The sequence below is a fragment of the Arthrobacter sp. SD1074B genome (assembly GCF_056780195.1).
The window spans coordinates 2,618,256-2,634,652 of sequence record NZ_JBRAZT010000001.1 but is presented as its reverse complement, the minus strand read 5'-3'; the positions used below and the strand labels follow the sequence as shown (position 1 = coordinate 2,634,652).

16 protein-coding genes are annotated in these 16,397 nt (G+C 68.1%); 13 read left to right on the top strand and 3 right to left on the bottom strand.

Annotated elements, in window-relative coordinates; all coding sequences use genetic code 11:
* The first annotated feature begins 9 nt into the window (after positions 1-9).
* From ACUYM2_RS12095 to ACUYM2_RS12065, 7 genes are all read left to right on the top strand, one after another.
* Positions 10-1,482: a GuaB1 family IMP dehydrogenase-related protein gene (locus ACUYM2_RS12095; protein ID WP_481600275.1), complete on the top strand. Its 1,473-nt coding sequence runs from the start codon at positions 10-12 to the stop codon at positions 1,480-1,482.
* Positions 1,483-1,796: 314 nt separating this feature from the next.
* A complete protein-coding gene (locus ACUYM2_RS12090) occupies positions 1,797-3,158 on the top strand; it encodes a hemolysin family protein (RefSeq protein ID WP_481600274.1) in 1,362 nt (453 codons plus the stop codon).
* Positions 3,155-4,216: a hemolysin family protein gene (locus ACUYM2_RS12085; protein ID WP_481600273.1), complete on the top strand. Its 1,062-nt coding sequence runs from the start codon at positions 3,155-3,157 to the stop codon at positions 4,214-4,216. Before ACUYM2_RS12090 ends, ACUYM2_RS12085 begins: the two co-directional genes overlap by 4 nt.
* A gap of 106 nt (positions 4,217-4,322) precedes the next feature.
* Positions 4,323-5,288 carry a metal ABC transporter solute-binding protein, Zn/Mn family gene (locus tag ACUYM2_RS12080; protein WP_481600272.1) on the top strand — a complete coding sequence of 322 codons (966 nt, stop codon included), beginning with the start codon at positions 4,323-4,325 and terminating at the stop codon, positions 5,286-5,288.
* A 61-nt stretch (positions 5,289-5,349) separates the two neighbouring features.
* Positions 5,350-6,165: a metal ABC transporter ATP-binding protein gene (locus ACUYM2_RS12075; protein WP_481600271.1), complete on the top strand. Its 816-nt coding sequence runs from the start codon at positions 5,350-5,352 to the stop codon at positions 6,163-6,165.
* Positions 6,166-7,047 (top strand): metal ABC transporter permease, encoded by an 882-nt coding sequence (locus tag ACUYM2_RS12070; RefSeq protein WP_481600270.1) that lies wholly within the window; start codon positions 6,166-6,168, stop codon positions 7,045-7,047.
* A 75-nt stretch (positions 7,048-7,122) separates the two neighbouring features.
* Positions 7,123-7,986 carry a hypothetical protein gene (locus tag ACUYM2_RS12065; RefSeq protein WP_481600269.1) on the top strand — a complete coding sequence of 288 codons (864 nt, stop codon included), beginning with the start codon at positions 7,123-7,125 and terminating at the stop codon, positions 7,984-7,986.
* 10 nt (positions 7,987-7,996) lie between these two features.
* On the opposite strand, the gene ACUYM2_RS12060 is transcribed toward ACUYM2_RS12065, so the two are convergent.
* Complete coding sequence (locus ACUYM2_RS12060) at positions 7,997-8,500, bottom strand: Fur family transcriptional regulator (RefSeq protein WP_481600268.1); 504 nt, start codon at positions 8,498-8,500, stop codon at positions 7,997-7,999.
* A 105-nt stretch (positions 8,501-8,605) separates the two neighbouring features.
* Here ACUYM2_RS12060 and ACUYM2_RS12055 point away from each other — a divergent pair, with 105 nt between their 5' ends.
* On the top strand, positions 8,606-9,262 hold the full coding sequence (locus ACUYM2_RS12055) for an MBL fold metallo-hydrolase (RefSeq protein ID WP_481600267.1): 657 nt from the start codon (positions 8,606-8,608) through the stop codon (positions 9,260-9,262).
* 13 nt (positions 9,263-9,275) lie between these two features.
* On the opposite strand, the gene ACUYM2_RS12050 is transcribed toward ACUYM2_RS12055, so the two are convergent.
* On the bottom strand, positions 9,276-10,370 hold the full coding sequence (locus tag ACUYM2_RS12050; RefSeq protein WP_481600266.1) for a PLP-dependent cysteine synthase family protein: 1,095 nt from the start codon (positions 10,368-10,370) through the stop codon (positions 9,276-9,278).
* A 48-nt stretch (positions 10,371-10,418) separates the two neighbouring features.
* Here ACUYM2_RS12050 and ACUYM2_RS12045 point away from each other — a divergent pair, with 48 nt between their 5' ends.
* On the top strand, positions 10,419-11,306 hold the full coding sequence (locus tag ACUYM2_RS12045) for a sulfurtransferase (protein WP_481600265.1): 888 nt from the start codon (positions 10,419-10,421) through the stop codon (positions 11,304-11,306).
* Positions 11,307-11,328: 22 nt separating this feature from the next.
* Here the strand turns inward: ACUYM2_RS12045 and ACUYM2_RS12040 are convergent, their stop codons facing one another.
* Positions 11,329-12,834, bottom strand: a complete 1,506-nt coding sequence (locus tag ACUYM2_RS12040) for an HNH endonuclease (protein WP_481600264.1) — start codon at positions 12,832-12,834, stop codon at positions 11,329-11,331.
* Positions 12,835-13,019: 185 nt separating this feature from the next.
* Here ACUYM2_RS12040 and ACUYM2_RS12035 point away from each other — a divergent pair, with 185 nt between their 5' ends.
* The 4 genes from ACUYM2_RS12035 (at position 13,020) to ACUYM2_RS12020 (ending at position 16,380) form a co-directional block, all read left to right on the top strand.
* Positions 13,020-13,547: an RNA polymerase sigma factor gene (locus ACUYM2_RS12035; protein ID WP_481600263.1), complete on the top strand. Its 528-nt coding sequence runs from the start codon at positions 13,020-13,022 to the stop codon at positions 13,545-13,547.
* Positions 13,544-14,629 carry a CU044_5270 family protein gene (locus tag ACUYM2_RS12030; RefSeq protein ID WP_481600262.1) on the top strand — a complete coding sequence of 362 codons (1,086 nt, stop codon included), beginning with the start codon at positions 13,544-13,546 and terminating at the stop codon, positions 14,627-14,629. Before ACUYM2_RS12035 ends, ACUYM2_RS12030 begins: the two co-directional genes overlap by 4 nt.
* 165 nt (positions 14,630-14,794) lie before the next feature.
* Complete coding sequence (locus ACUYM2_RS12025; protein WP_481600261.1) at positions 14,795-15,955, top strand: NAD(P)-dependent alcohol dehydrogenase; 1,161 nt, start codon at positions 14,795-14,797, stop codon at positions 15,953-15,955.
* Positions 15,952-16,380 carry an HIT family protein gene (locus ACUYM2_RS12020; RefSeq protein WP_481600260.1) on the top strand — a complete coding sequence of 143 codons (429 nt, stop codon included), beginning with the start codon at positions 15,952-15,954 and terminating at the stop codon, positions 16,378-16,380. Before ACUYM2_RS12025 ends, ACUYM2_RS12020 begins: the two co-directional genes overlap by 4 nt.
* Positions 16,381-16,397 lie beyond the last annotated feature (17 nt).

Sequence of the window (16,397 nt, the reverse complement as noted above, 5' to 3'; positions counted from 1 at the left end):
GGAGCAGCCGTGCGTTTTTTAAGTGAGCCGACCACCGACCTGACCTATTCGGACATCTTCCTGGTGCCGTCCCGCTCCGACGTGACCTCCCGGCTCGACGTCGACCTGTCCGCGGACGACGGGACCGGCTCCACCATCCCGCTGGTCGTCGCGAACATGACAGCGGTGACCGGGAAGCGGATGGCGGAGACGATGGCACGCCGCGGCGGCCTCGCGGTCCTGCCGCAGGACGTGCCGCTGGATGTGCTGCGGAGCGTCACGTCGTGGGTCAAGGCCCGCCACGCCGTGTTTGAGACACCGGTGAGCCTGCGCGCCTCGAACACCGTGATCGACGCCCTGCACCTGATGGGCAAGCGCCCGCACGGCGCGGTGGTGGTCCTCGACGACGCCGGGGCCGTCGCCGGCGTCGTGCGGGCCGCCGATTTCGAAGGCCAGGACCGCTTCGCGTCGCTTGGCTCCGTGATGCGCCACCAGCCGCTGGTGCTGGACGCCGCGGAGTTCGACGCCGGCGCCGCAGCCGATTCCGGCGCTTCGGCGTCGTCCCTGCGCCGGGCCTTCGACGCCATGGACGCCGCCGGCACCGACTTCGCACCCGTCCAGCAGGATGGTGTCCTCGCCGGCGTGCTGACCCGCAAGGGCGCCCTGCGCTCCACCCTGTACCGCCCCTCCCTCGACGACGGCGGCGCGCTGAAGGTGGCCGCCGCCGTCGGCATTAACGGCGACGTCGCCGGCCGGGCGGCCGAGCTGCTCGCCGCCGGGGTCAACGTGCTGGTGCTGGACACCGCCCACGGCCACCAGCAGAAGATGTTCGATGCCCTGGCCGCGGTCCGCAGCCTTAACCCCGGGGTGCCGGTCGTCGCCGGCAACGTCGTCACCGCCGACGCCACCCGCGAGTTGATCCGGGCCGGGGCGGACATCGTGAAGGTCGGCGTCGGGCCGGGCGCCATGTGCACCACCCGGATGATGACGGCGGTCGGCCGGCCGCAGTTCTCCGCCGTGCTGGAATGCTCGGCCGCGGCGCGCGACGCCGGCGGGAGGGTCTGGGCAGACGGCGGCGTGCGTTACCCCCGCGACGTGGCGCTGGCCCTCGCGGCCGGCGCCAGCCAGGTGATGATCGGTTCCTGGTTTGCCGGCACACATGAGAGCCCCGGCGACCTGCAGCTTGATGCCAACGGCCGCCAGTTCAAGGAGAGCTTCGGGATGGCCTCGGCCCGGGCGGTGCAGAACCGCAACCAGCGCGAGGGCGCCTTCGAAAAGGACCGCAAAGCCCTGTTCGAGGAGGGCATCTCCACCTCCCGGATGTACCTGGACTCAACCCGCCCGGGCGTGGAGGACCTGCTGGACATGATCACCGCCGGACTGCGCAGCTCCATGAGCTACGCCGGTGCCGCCGACCTGGCAGCGTTCCGGGAGCGGGCCGTGGCCGGCATCCAGTCGGCGGCGGGCTACGAGGAAGGCCGCCCGGTCCCGCAAAGCTGGTGACCCGCCCCGCCGCCGGAGCGGCCGCCGCCGGGCGTCAGGGCGGCGGTCCGTGGCGGCTGCTCCTGTAGACTGAAATTCTTATGGACAGTAAATCTAGGTGCCGGCCTGGGGGCTGCCCGCGCGGAACGGAACCCGTTCCCGCCCAGTCCACCCGCAGAGCCGGCAAACCCCGTTCACGCGCCCATCACTCCTCCGCTTCCCGGTCGTTCCGCGGACGCAGAGCCTTCCAGGAAACGGGGTCGGCCGCGGCTGACCATCCTCCGCCGGGACGTTTCCCCCGGCCATCACTCCGGCCCTCCGAAGCGGGCAGCTAAATGGAGTGGCTACTGCTCGGAGCAGGACTGCTCCTTATTCTCGGCACCGGCTTCTTCGTCGCCGTCGAGTTCTCCCTGGTCGCGCTCGACCAGGCCACCGTGCAGCGGGCGGTGGACAACGGTGACACCGCCGCCGCCCCGCTGCTCAAGTGCCTGAAATCCCTTTCCACCCAGCTTTCCAGCTGCCAGCTCGGCATCACCCTGACCACGCTGCTCACCGGTTACGTGATGGAACCCTCGGTGGGCAAGCTGCTCGAAGGCCCGCTGGCCGCCCTCGGCCTGCCTGAACCCGCCGCCACCTCGGTCTCCCTGGTCATCGCTATGGCGCTGGCCACCCTGCTGTCGATGCTGATCGGCGAACTGGTCCCGAAAAACATGGCGATCGCGCTGTCGTTCCCGGTGGGCAAGGCTTTGGCCCGGCCGCAACTGGTCTTCACCGCGATCTTCAAGCCGGCCATCATGGTGCTCAACGGCTTCTCCAACAAGGTCCTGAACGTCTTCGGCCTCGAAGCCAAGGAGGAGATTTCGGGCGCACGCACCCCGGCCGAGCTCGCCTCGCTTGTTCGCCGCTCGGCCGCGATGGGCACCCTGGACGAACGGACCGCCAACTTCATTTCCCGCACGCTGAAGTTCAGCGGACGGACGGCCGCGGACGTGATGACGCCCCGGATCCGGGTCGAGACCATTGACGGCCACCAGCCGGTCTCGGACATCGTGGAGGCCGCCAAACGCACGGGCTACTCACGCTTCCCGGTGATCGGCGAGTCCTCGGACGACATCCGCGGCGTGGTGCACGTCAAGAAAGCCATCGCCGTCCCGGCGGACCGCCGTGCCAACCTGGAAGCCGGCGCGATCATGACCGAGGTGCTCCGCGTGCCCGAGACCATCCACCTCGACGGCCTGCTGGCCGAACTGCGCGAAGGCAACCTGCAGCTCGCCGTCGTGCTCGATGAATACGGCGGAACCGCCGGGATCGCCACCCTGGAGGACCTGGTGGAGGAAATCGTCGGGGAGGTGGCCGACGAACACGACAAGGTCCGGCCCGGGCTGCTGCAAAGCGCGTCCGGGGACTGGTACTTCCCGGGCCTGCTGCGCCCCGATGAACTCTCCGAGCAGATCCCCGGCCTGACAGTGCCGGACGAAGCGGCCTACGAGACCGTCGGCGGCTACGTCATGAGCCAGCTCGGCCGCATCGCCGCTGTCGGCGACACGGTCGACGTCGTCGGCGGAAAGCTCAGCGTCACCCGGATGGACGGACGGCGGATTGACCGCATCTCCTTCAAACCGTCCCCGCCCGAGCACGAACCGCACGCCGGAACCAACGGGCGCATCGACGCTGCCGGAAAGGCCGGTGCCGCATGAGCGACTGGCTGGGAATCCTATGGCTCGCTGTGCTGCTGGTGGGCAACGCGTTTTTCGTGGCGGCCGAGTTTGCGGTGATGTCCGCGCGCCGCAGCCAGATCGAGCCCCTCGCCGAGGCCGGGTCCAAGCGGGCGCAGACCACGCTGCGGGCAATGGAAAACGTCTCGCTGATGCTGGCGTGCGCGCAGCTGGGCATCACCGTCTGCTCGCTGCTGATCCTGCAGGTGGCCGAGCCGGCCATCCACCACCTCTTGGCGGTACCGCTGGAGGCGCTCGGCGTCCCGCTGGAGATGGCCGACGTGGTGGCGTTCGCCATCGCGCTGCTGGCGGTCACCTTCCTGCACGTCACGTTCGGCGAGATGGTGCCAAAGAACATCTCGGTCTCCGTTGCGGACAAGGCCGCCCTGCTGCTTGCCCCGCCGCTGATGTTCATCGCCCGTGCGGTCAAGCCGGCCATCGTGGCACTCAACTGGTCCGCGAACCACATCCTGAAGCTGATGCGGATCGAGCCGAAGGACGAGGTCACCTCCTCCTTTACGCTCGAGGAAGTGCAGTCGATCGTGCAGGAATCCACCCGGCACGGCCTGGTGGACGACGATGCGGGGCTGATCACCGGCGCACTGGAGTTCTCTGAACATACGGCCTCCCAGGTCATGGTTCCGCTGGAGAAGCTCGTGATGCTCAAGGCCGCCACGACTCCGGAGGAGTTCGAGAAGGCCGTGAGCCGGACCGGGTTCTCCCGCTTTCCGATGCTCGACGACGACGGCATGCTCTCGGGCTACCTCCACATCAAGGACGTGCTGTCGATCCCGGAGGCCGGCTACCAGCACCCGATTGCGGAAAGCCGCATCCGCTCGCTGGCCAACCTGGCCATGGAAGACGAAATCGAGAAGGCAATGTCCGTCATGCAGCGCACCGGTTCACACCTGGCCCGCGTGATCGGACCGGACGGGCACACCCAGGGCGTGCTGTTCCTGGAAGACGTGATTGAGCAGCTGGTCGGGGAGATCCGGGACGCCACGCAGGCCACCGGCTACCGCAGGCTCGGACAGGACTAGGGGAGGGCAGGCAACGCGGGGCTAACCCTAAATAGGAATGATTCCTATTTAGGGTTAGACTCGCTGTATTGCTAATGCTTCTCAATAACAGATCCGAGGTCTTCCCGTGCGCCGTTCCGTTGCCGCAGTTCTTCTTGCCGGCCTCAGCAGCCTCCTGCTGACGGCCTGCGGCCCCTCGTCCGGCGGTGACCGGCCCGGTGCCGGCGACGGTGTCGTGGAGGTCGTCGCGTCCACCAGCGTGTACGGCGACATCGCCCGCGCTGTTGGCGGCGATAAGGTCCGGGTCACGTCGATCATCAACCGGACCAGCCAGGACCCGCACTCCTACGAGGCCACCACGCAGGACAAGCTCGCGGTCTCCAAGGCCGAGCTGGTGATCGAGAACGGCGGCGGCTACGACGACTTCCTGCACAAACTGGCCCAGGACACCGGGCTGGATGAAAAGAATCTGCTCAACGCAGTGGACGTCTCGGGCCTGGACTCCGGCGCGGCCGCCTCGGCCTCGGCGGCGCCCGACGCCGACGGCCACAGCCATGCGGCCGGGGGATTCAACGAACACGTCTGGTACAGCCCGGCCGCCATGGGCCGGCTGGCCGACGCGCTGGCCGAGAAGCTGGGCGACTTGGAGCCCTCCTCGGCCGAGGACTTCCGGAATAACGCCGCGGCCATGAAGAAAGATCTCGGCGGCTTGGAAACGAAGCTGTCCGCGCTCCAAGCGACGGCCGCCCACGGCGGCGTCGCCGTCACCGAACCGGTCCCGCTGTACCTGCTGGAAGCGGCAGGCCTCGAGAACCGGACGCCGGCCGAATACAGTGCTGCGATCGAAGCGGGCTCGGATGTACCGCCCGCCGTGCTGCGGTCCGCGCTTGACGTCGTGAAGTCCGGTAACATCCGGCTGCTGGCTTACAACCCGCAGACCGAGGGACCCCAGACCCGCGCGCTCAAGGACGCAGCCGTTGCCGCGGGTGTTCCGGTGGTGGACTTCAGCGAGACTTTGCCGGAAGGCGAGGGCTACCTGCAATGGATGTCCGGCAACGTGGACAACCTGGCCAAGGCCCTCGCCCGGGGCTAACGCCTAAGATATTCGCAACGGCGTGGCCACCTGGCCTGCGCAGAAATCGAGGAAACCCCAGTTGACACCCGTAGTGAGCCTGCGCGGAGCCTCCCTCACGTTCGGCAACCGGACTTTGTGGGAGAACCTGGACCTGGACATCCACCCCGGTGAATTCTTCGCCGTCCTGGGACCCAACGGCAGCGGCAAGACCACCCTCCTCAAGGTCTTGCTTGGTTTGCAGGACCTGACCTCCGGTACCGCCGTTCTGGACGGCCAGCCCATCGCCCGCGGCAGCCGGCAGATCGGCTACGTCCCGCAGCAGGAATCGTTCGACCCGGACACGCCGCTGCGCGCCCGGGACCTGGTGGGCCTCGGCGTCGACGGCCACCGCTGGGGGATACGCCTCGGCGGCGGCAAGGTGAACCGCAGGATCGACGCGCTGCTCGCTGAAGTTGGCGCGCAGGACTACGCCAGGGTCCCGGTCGGAAAGCTCTCCGGCGGCGAACAGCAGCGGCTGCGGGTGGCGCAGGCCCTCGCCACCGAGCCGAAGGTGCTCTTGTGCGACGAGCCGCTCCTGTCGCTGGACCTGCACCACCAGCAGGCGGTCAGCGCGCTGATCAACAAGCAGTGCCACGAGCAGGACAGCGCGGTGATCTTCGTGACCCACGAGATCAACCCGATCATGGATTACGTGGACCGCGTCCTCTACCTGGCCGGCGGGCGTTTCCGCGTAGGCACGCCCGAGGAAGTCATGACCACGGAGGTCCTGTCGGATCTGTACGGCAGCCATGTTGAGGTGATCCGTGCCAACGGCCGGCTGATCGTGGTGGGGCTGCCGGATGCGACGACACACCACCATGAGGACGCCCACTCGATCGCCGGAGAGGTGGGCTAGATGGATCTGGACAGCGTGCTCCATTCGATCTTCAACTTCGAGAACTACGGCGAACTGCTCACGCTTGTGCAGAACTCCATCTGGGCCGGCGCGGTGCTGGGCCTGCTGGGCGGCCTGGTGGGCACCTTCGTGATGAAGCGCGACCTCGCCTTCGCCGTGCACGGCATCTCCGAACTCTCCTTCGCCGGCGCCGCCTTTGCCCTGCTGGTCGGGGCGGACGTGGTGCTCGGCTCGCTCGCCGGTTCGGTGGTGGCGGCGCTGCTGCTGGGTGTGATGGGCGTCCGGGCGCGGGACAAGAACTCGACCATCGGCGTGCTGATGCCCTTCGGCCTGGGCCTGGGCATTCTCTTCCTCTCGCTTTACGAGGGCCGCGCCGCGAACAAGTTTGGACTGCTTACCGGCCAGATCGTGTCTGTCGGCACCGTGCAGTTACAGGTGCTGGCTGTCGCCGCCGTCGTCGTGATGCTGGCGCTGATCGCGATCTGGCGGCCGCTGACGTTTGCGAGCGTGGACCCCAGGGTGGCGGCGGCGCGCGGCGTCCCGGTGCGCGGACTGGCGCTGGGCTTTATGCTGCTGCTGGGCGTGAGCGTGGCGCTGTCCATCCAGATCGTCGGCGCCCTGCTGGTGCTGGCGTTGTTGATTACTCCGGCCGCCGCGGCCCTGCGCGTGACCTCCTCACCGCGGCTCGTGGTGCTCCTGAGTGTGGTCTTCGCGGTGGCGGCAACGGTGGGCGGAATCCTCCTGGCCCTCGGCGGCCGGCTGCCGATCAGTCCCTATGTGACCACGTTGTCCTTCCTGATCTACATGGTCTGCCGGATGATCGGCAGCATCCGGGACCGGCGGGGCCATAGCGGCCGGATTGTCGCGCCGGCGCAGGACTAGGGCCGGGCTCCTTGCCCGGCCGTGCCATCCGTCCGGCTGGTCGCTTCCCGCAGCCGCCGGAAGTACAGTGCAGGCATGGGGGATAAACAGGTGAAAACGCTGCGGCTGTTCCTGCGCGCGGCGGTGCTGGTGGTGCTGCTCTCGACGGCGGTTTCCGGTTGCGTTGCGGAGCCGCGGCAGCCGGACCTGTCTACCAGGGAAGACTTCGCCCGGAGTGTCATGTCAGCAGCCGTTTCCGGATCCGTGGAGGGGGTTGAGAACCTGGTCGATCCTGTATTCACTAACGCCCGGCCCGAAGCCCAGCAGCTTGTTGACTCCACCCGGGGCTGGACGCCAGGGTCCTGGCAGCTCGGCATCAGCAATGATTTCCCGGAGGTGGCCAACGTGACCGCCTCGCGGAACGGGCGAGCCCCCACCGTCCGCTTCGCGATCTCGTGGAGCGATGACCGCTGGACCCTGATGATGGGGGAGTCGAAGGGCGGGTCGAGCGTCGGCGCAAGACCCATTGGCCGCCAGCCGGCGCAACCGGCTGGGCTGAGCGCAGCGTGCCCCGCCAGCACAGCCGGAACCGGCACTGGCTTGGGCGCCGCCGCGCTGGCCTGCCGGTCGTTCACCTCGACGTCGGGCAACGCACGCGGCCAGAACATGTACTGGTTGACGTCGACGCCGCTGCACCTGAGCTTTGACCGGACGGACGGGGCGGCCATGGTGGTCCGGATGCCGTGCGGCGTCCTGAGCGTCCCTGTTTCAGTGGATAATTTCGGTCTGGTACCCGACCCGGCCCGCATGGTGGAGTCGGCTGACGGCTGCGCCGGCCCGGACTCCGACCACCGCACGTGGACGAGCGCCTATTTCAAGGTGCCTGCCGTCTACCAGCTTGAGTCCTCGGAGCTCGTGCTCACCAACGAGCACGGCCAAATCCGGTTCACGCAGGACTGAGGAGGCGGCCCTAGCGTCCGGCCTGCAGGGCTGTGCACTCGGGGCACAACCCGAAGATCTCCACTGTGTGTTCCACCGCGGTGAAGCCGTGCTCACTGGCGATCCGTGCCGCCCAAGCCTCGACGGCGGGCGCTTCGACCTCGACGGCTTTGCCGCAGTTGCGGCACAGCAGATGGTGGTGATGCCCGGTGACCGCGCACCGACGGTAGACAACTTCGCCCTCGGCGTTCCGCAGCACATCCACCAGGCCGTCGTCGGCGAGGGACTGCAGGATCCGGTAGGAGGTGGCGAGCGAAACCGAGGTGCCCCGCTCTTGCAGGATGCGGTGCAGCTCCTGGGTGCTGACGAAGTCAGCCAGCTCGTCCAGGGCAGCGCTGACGGCCAGCCGCTGCTTCGTGACGCGTTGCTCCTTGCCCGGTTCCTTGCCAGAAGGCTGTTCCTTCGTGCCGGCCGTGGCCGGTGCCTGTGCCTGGGCCGGTGTCTGGCTGCCGTCGGTGGTGGCGCCCTGGGACATGGGGAACTCGCTTCGCTGGGGGTCATGCTGCGGGAGGGGGCAGGGTCCCAGATTACCAGCCGGGCATCGTGGACACCGCTTTGCGGGGCACCATAGGCTAGCCGGATGAAGCTGACGAAATTCACCCACGCCTGTGTCCGTCTCGAAAAGGAAGGCCGGGTGTTGGTGCTGGACCCTGGAACGTTCTCCGAGACGGACCGGGCCCTCGCCGGTGCGGCTGCCGTGCTGATCACGCACGAGCACCCGGACCATATCGACGTCGACGCCGTCACCGATGCCCTGCTGGCGAACGGAGAGCTGCAGCTCTTTGCCCCTGACGGCGTCGCGGCCCAGCTGCGTGGCAAGGCGCCCGAGGCGGCGGACCGGATCCACGCGGTGGCCGCCGACAATAGCTTCGAGGCGGCGGGCTTTGCCATCCGGAGCTTCGGCGGCCAGCATGCCCTCATCCATCCGCAGATTCCTGTGGTCGCCAACGTCGGCTTCCTGGTGGACGCCAACGTCTACCACCCGGGGGATTCCTTCGCGATCCCGGACGGCATCGAGGTACAGACCCTGCTGGTGCCCATCCACGCGCCGTGGAACAAGGTGGGTGAAGTGGTCGACTTCGTCATCGGCGTGCGGGCGCCGCGGGCCTACCCCATCCACGACGCCCTGCTGAACGACACGGGACGCGGCCTGATCGAAGGGCACGTGACCCGGATCGGCGCCCGCTACGGCACCGAATACCGGCACCTCTCCAGCGGCGAATCGGTGGAGGTCTAGTTTCCGCTGCCGGTTACGCGGGCCAGGTTCCGCTGGCGAAGAATTCGCGGATCGTGGCCTCGTGCGGTGCCGGATCCAAGCCCTGGGACTGCAGCCAAGCGGGGTCGTAGTAGTTGCCGGAGTAGCGGTCACCGCCGTCACACATCAGTGAGACCACGCTGCCGCGGCGCCCTTCGGCGATCATTTCGGCGATGAGCTGCCACACGCCCCAGAGGTTCGTGCCGGTGGACGGGCCTGCGTGCAGCCCGGCGTGCTTGCGCAGATGGCGCATAGCGGCCACCGAGGCGGCATCCGGCACCTGGATCATGTGGTCGATCACGGCAGGGACGAAGCTCGGCTCCAGTCTGGGCCGGCCGATTCCCTCGATCCGGGAAGGGAGGCCGGTGGCATCCGCTGCAGCGCCGCCGTCCCGGCTGGCCAGCCAGCCGGGGAAGAACGCGGAATTCTCCGGATCGACGACGGCGAGCCTGGTGCCGTGCCGCTGGTAGCGCAGGTAGCGGCCGATCGTGGCGCTCGTTCCGCCGGTGCCGGACCCCACGACGATCCAGCGGGGGACCGGGTGCTCTTCGAGCGCCAGCTGGCCGAAGATCGACTCGGCGATGTTGTTGTTGCCCCGCCAGTCGGTGGCGCGTTCGGCGTAGGTGAACTGGTCCATGTAATGGCCGCCGGTGCTGCGGGCCAGATCCTCGGCCGCGGCATAGACCTCCGAGGCGTGGTCCACCAGGTGGCACGAGCCGCCGAACTGTTCAATCAGCGCGATCTTCTCGCGGCTGGTGGTCCGGGTCATCACCGCGATGAACGGCAGGCCGAGCAGCTGCGCAAAATAGGCCTCGGACACGGCCGTGCTGCCGCTGGACGCTTCAACAATGGTGGTGCCTTCGCGGATCCAGCCGTTGACCAGCCCGAAGAGGAACAGCGAACGCGCCAGCCGGTGCTTGAGGCTTCCCGTGCGGTGGGTTGATTCGTCCTTGAGGTAGAGCTGGACGCCCCAGTGCTCGGGCAGGGGCACCGAATAGAGGTGGGTGTCGGCTGATCTGTTGTTCTCGGCATTGATCCGGCGGATGGCTTCGTCGGCCCAATCCCGGTCCTGCTGGCGCACTTTTGTCACCGCCCCAGCCTACCCGCGGCGGCGCCCGCGCAACGTTAGAGTGGGCGAATGGACACCCTCATGACTGTCGCCGACCTCAAGGACCGTTTGGACTCCGGCGTGCGGACCGTGCTGCTGGACGTTCGCTGGGCGCTCGGCGACCCGCACGGCCGGGAGCACTACCTGGCGGCGCACCTCCCCGGTGCGATCTTCGTGGACCTCGCCACCGAACTTGCCGGACCGGCCGATCCCAGCCGCGGACGCCATCCTTTGCCGTCACTGGAGCAGTTCCAGGAGTCGGTGCGCAGCTGGGGTGTCCGGGACGGTGACGTGGTGGTGGCGTACGACGACACCGGCAACCTTGCCGCTGCCAGGGTGTGGTGGATGCTGCGCAACGCCGGTTTCGCCGCGGTCTGCCTGCTCGACGGCGGCTTGGCCGCCTGGCGGGCCGAGGGACTCGACGTCGAAGGCGGCGAGCCGGCCGTAGAGGCCGGTGACGTCGTGTTGGACGACGGGGCCATGCCGGTGATCGGCGCGGGTGAGGCAGCCGCGTGGTCCGGCCGGGGCCTGCTCCTGGATGCCCGTGCCGGCGAGCGGTACCGCGGCGAGATTGAACCTGTGGACCCGCGCGCAGGGCACATTCCGGGCGCGGTGAGCGCGCCCACCACCGAAAACCTGGCCGCGGACGGCCGCTTCCTCCCGGCAGCCGCGCTCCGCGAACGCTTCACCGGCCTGGGCGTGCAGGCGGACCTGCCGACCGCTGTGTACTGCGGTTCCGGCGTGACCGCTGCCCACGAGATCGCGGCGCTGGAGATCGCGGGGTTCCCCGCAGCCCTGTACCCGGGATCGTTTTCGGAATGGTCCAACAACGCCGCCAACGAGGTCGTGACCGGTGCCGCTCCTGAGGGCGATGCGTCCCAGGTGGGGTCGGCAGTCAGCGCGGCGCAGGACGGCTGACTCAGCAGGACAGCTGACTCAGCTAGGCCGCCGGCTGCACTGCCGGGCGGGCACCCACCATTACTTTCGCCCGGTGCCCCAGCTTGGCCCGGTGCCTGAGCTTTCGGCTTTGGATCGGCGGTTTTGGAGGGGCGGGGGTGGTTGTGTCCTGTTCGGTGCGCGGTTGTGGCGGCGGGGTGGTGCTGGTTCCCGGTTGGGGCGGGGCGGTGGAGTAGTAGCTGTGGCCGGTGGGCGTGGTGAGTTGGAGGGTGTGCCGGCCGGGTCCGGGGCGTGGTTGTTCGCTCCAGCCGGGGGTTTCTTTGGTGTGGTTGCAGGCCTCGCAGAGACCGGCGCCGTTGCTGATGCTGGTGGGTCCGGCGTTGTGCCAGGGGACGATGTGGTCCAGGTGGCGGATCGGGGCGTCGCAGTACGGCGTCCGGCAGGTATGGTCCCGCGCCTCGATGAACCGGCGGTGTCCGGCCGGGAAGAGCCGGGCGCGGGAGTCCATGGCCACGAGTTCCCCGGAGCCGGGGGCGGTGTAGAGGCGGCGCAGCCAGGTGACGAAGGCCTGCTCGCCCGGGCCGGACACCGGGCCGGTGCCGGAAGCGTTGCTGTCGCGGCCGCCGCCGGTGTCCGGGGCTGCGCCACCGACGTCTTTGAGTAAACGTCTGGCCCACCCGGCGGGGACGGTGCCGTAGCCGGGGAGTCGGGCGGGTTCGCTGTCGGCCTGGAAGAGGGTGCGGTCGGTCATGACGAGCTGGATCTCGATCCCCGCGATCCCGCCGGTCTTTCCGGTGGTGCGTTCGACCAGTGCGTCGGCCATCAGCTGGCCCCGGGTCCGGGTATCCCCGGCGGCGCGGGCAGCGTCGGCATGCCGCGTCAGTGCGGCGTGGGCGGCGACGCCCTGGCTGACCGGCAACAGCGCGGTGAGGTAGCACATGGTGTCAGGGGCCGGGCGGAGGCTGACGTGGCGTTCGGTTTCGGCGTGGGCGGCGCGGTCGGTGACGGAGCGCGGGTCGCGCCGGTACGTGGCGGTGCGGGCCGCGGCGATGATGGCGCGGTCCCCGGCGCCATCGAAGGTTCCGGTGTCGGGGGCGAGTTCCTCGTCGACGGCGGCCCGGTCGGCGGCGGAGAGGCAGGCGGTTTCGCGGACCAGGAGGGTGGCGCGCCATTCGTTGAGCCGGCCGGTTTCCAGGGCGGCGAGGGTGCGCGGCATTTCGGTGACGAGGGCTTTGGCGAGGCCCAGGAGCCGTCCGCCCTTGGCCGGGGACTCGGACCGGGCGAGGGCAAGCTGCGCAGCAACCCCGGCACCGAGCCGGTCCGCCGGAACGCCGGCAAGGGATTGTGCGCGGCGCTGGGACAGGTCGAACGCGACGGCGTCCCGGGCCTGGCGGGCGGCCAGGGCAGACTTCAGATCCTCCAGTTCGCGTGTTTCGTCGATGAGGGCCGCGGCGCTGGCCGGGGCCGGGATCCCGGCCAGGATCCGCGCAAGGTCCGCGACCGTCACGCCTGCCCTCAGAGCCACGTCGGGCCCTCGCTTGCCGTCCATGGTTCAAGTGTCCCTTCGGGCTATGACATTAACGGCCCAGCGAAGACGTTCCATCGTGGTGGAATCCTTCGGCGATCCCGCAGGGTCCTTGGCCAGACCTTGACGGAAGTGGCGTCGGACGGGGCCGCCGACAGGTTTTTGAAACCTGTCGTTACACTTTCGATGGTGCCGGACATTAACGGGGTATGAGCTTGCAAGCAGTCCGGAGGGAACCCGGCAATGTGGAACGGGAAAAGCGTTTCTTGGCGGCCCACGCGGCCAGCCATGACCGCATATACCGCTATTTCCGCCGAAGAACAGCGGACGCCGCCACCGCAGAAGATCTCTGTTCCGAGGTTTTCAGGATCGCGTGGGAAAAGCTGGCCGGCAGCGGCGAACTGACCGTCATGGTTCTCTTTGGCGTGGCCAAGAATGTCCTGAGGAACCACGATCGTTCTGCGTCCCGGTCCGCAAACCTCATTGGCGCGCTCCTGGCCGAACGACGGGATGACGCGCCCCACCATGATTCTCCCGTCTTTGATGCCCTGGAGCGGCTCAGCCCCGACGAACGCGAAGTCCTGCTCCTGACCTATTGGGATGGCTTTACGTCCAAGGAGATTTCCGACCTGCTCGACACGAGTGCCACGGCGGTCAGGATGCGCCTTCACCGGGCACGCAAGGCACTCAGTCAACTCATTCGCGCACAGCCACAGGCAGAGGGTGCAGAACTATGAATACGAAGACAACCGCTGACCAGATCCGGCGTCAGCTGGCATTCGTCGATCCGGCAACACACATCACCGACGATGAATTGGTCCGGAGCCGTAATCGTTCCCTCGCGGCGCTGCGGTCAATTCCCGCGACGCTTCATGAAGTCGACGGCGTTGCCGTTCCGGGCAAAGCGGCCCCGTACCCCGCGCCGACGAAACTCTCCGCCCGGCGCCCGCGCCGTGCGCGCATCTGGCTGACGTCGGCCGCAGCCGCTGTGGTGGTCGCCGTGTTGATCGCGGGAGATGTCATTGGTCTTGCGGGCTGGAGAGGGGGAGCCACCGCCCAGGCCGCGCAAGTCCTCAACAACGCAGCGCAGATGACGATCAAAACGACCGATCCGCAGGTGTTACCCGGCCAGTACCTTCGGATCAAAAGTACCAACGTCTGGGCTTCGTACACTTCCGAGCAAGATGGATCCGAATACCAGTGGCTGGACACGGAGAAATCCGACATGTACATACCCGCCGACCGCTCCGCTGAGTGGGTGTGGCATCGCTCCGGACGCGTCCCCACGACCTTCTTCGACGCGAAGTCCAAGGACTACGCCCTCAAACAGGAAATACAGCCCTACCCTGAGCTGCTGCGTGCGCGCAACGGAGCCTTCTACGGAAGCTCGGGCTGGTGGATGGCCACGGACCTGTCCAAATTGCCCCGCGATCCCTACCGGCTGCTGAACAGCATCTACAAGCAAACCCTGGGGCAGGGCCAGTCCGTCGACGGTGAAGCGCTCGTGTTCATAGCGGACCTCCTGAGGACCGGCGTCGTCCCTGCCGACCTGCGGGCCGCGCTCTACAAAGCCGCGGCAATTATTCCTGGCGTGACAGTCACCGAAGGCCAGGCCAACCTGGACGGCCGCACCGGTGTCGCCATCGGACGTCTCGAGGAGGGTCCCGCCAAAACACGGCAGGAGCTGATCATCGACCCCCAGACCGGATTGCTGATAGGAGAGCGATCGGTCCTGACCCAACCCCAAGGCGCGTTCCCGGCAGGGACAGCAACGACCTGGACCGCCATCGAAACGTCCGTCAGCGACACCGCGCCGTGACACAACCACACATGTACCGCCCAGGCGTACCATCGGCCGATGGACACTCAACCAGTTGGGCCAGACGCAGCCATCGGTGAGGATGACCGTCCCGCCTAGTGCCCGCCTCCGCCCCGCGCCATCGCCAAGTGGCACGGAAACCGCTCCCGGGGGTAGCGTCAAACCATGACTCCAGGACGCCCCGTACCGCCGCCCCTCGCCAAGCCGCTTCCCGACCTCAACCACCTCAACGCCAACGAAACCGGCGGCCCCTCGCTTGCCGCCGCCTTCGGTGCCACGGCCAGCGACAGCGGACTCGTGCCGCTGACCGTCGCCCGGCGCGCTCCTAAAGAAGACGACGTCGAGATCGCCATCGAGTTTTGCGGCCTCTGCCACTCGGACGTGCACGCCACCCGCGGGGAATGGGGCACGCAGAACTACCCCCTCATCCCCGGCCACGAAATCGTCGGCCGCGTCAGCCGCGTGGGCTCCGCAGTCGACGACTTCGCCGTCGGTGAGCGCGTCGGCGTCGGCTGCATGGTCGATTCCTGCCGCGAATGCGACAGCTGCCTCGATGGCCTCGAACAGTACTGTGAAAACGGCATGACCGGAACTTACGGCGCCAAGGATGCCCGCAACGGCGGCGCCACCACCCAGGGCGGCTACTCCACGTCGATCGTCGTGGACCGCAACTACGTCCTGCGCGTCCCGGAGGGCATGGACCCTGCCGCCGCGGCGCCCCTGCTCTGCGCCGGCATCACCACCTACTCTCCGCTGAACCACTTCGAGGTCGAGGAGGGCGATGTCGTGGGCGTCGTCGGGCTCGGCGGCCTCGGCCACATGGCGGTCAAGATTGCCAAAGCCATGGGGGCGGAGGTGACGGTCTTTACGACGTCGGAGCAGAAGTTCGCGGCGGCCCGCGAACTGGGCGCCGACCACGTCGTCCTCTCCACGGACCCGGCCGCCATGGAAGCCGCGGACCGCAGCATCGACGTCATCATCGACACCGTCGCTGCGCCGCACGACCTGAACCCGTACTTCCGCACCCTGCGTGTGGACGGTGCGCTCTTCCAGCTGGGCCTGCCCTCGGACGCCATGCCGCCGGTCAACCCCGGCGCGCTGATCCGGCGCCGGATCGCCTACGCCGGCTCACTCATCGGCGGGATCGCTGAGACCCAGGAGATGCTGGACTTCTGCGCCGAACACGGCGTGGTGTCCGACGTTGAGGTGGTCCGCGCGGACCAGCTGAACGAGGCCTATGACCGCATGGTGGCCGGCGACGTGAAGTACCGATTTGTTCTGGACACCAGCACCCTGGGGTCCCCGGCGAAAAAGGCGGACGTATGAGCACCCTGTTTACCAAGATCATCAACGGCGAGATCCCGGGCCGCTTTGTCTGGCGCGAAGACGACGTCGTCGCATTCCTGACCGTGGGCCCGCTGGCGGACGGGCACACCCTCGTGGTCCCCACCGAGGAAGTGGACCGCTGGACGGACGCCCCGCCGGAGGTGCTGGGCCGCGTGATGGAAGTTGCCCGCAAGATCGGCGCCGTCCAGGTCGACGTGTTCGACGCCGCCCGGGCCGGCCTGATCGTGGCCGGCTACGAAGTCAACCACCTGCACGTGCACGTGTGGCCGTCCAACTCGATGGCGGACTTTGATTTCGGCTCGGTCGACCAGCACCCGGACCCGGCCCGGCTCGACGCCAACGCGGAGAAACTGCGAGAGGGACTGCGGGAAGCCGGCCACGCGGAGCACGTCCCGGAGGCGTAGCTACCAGGAACTGGCGT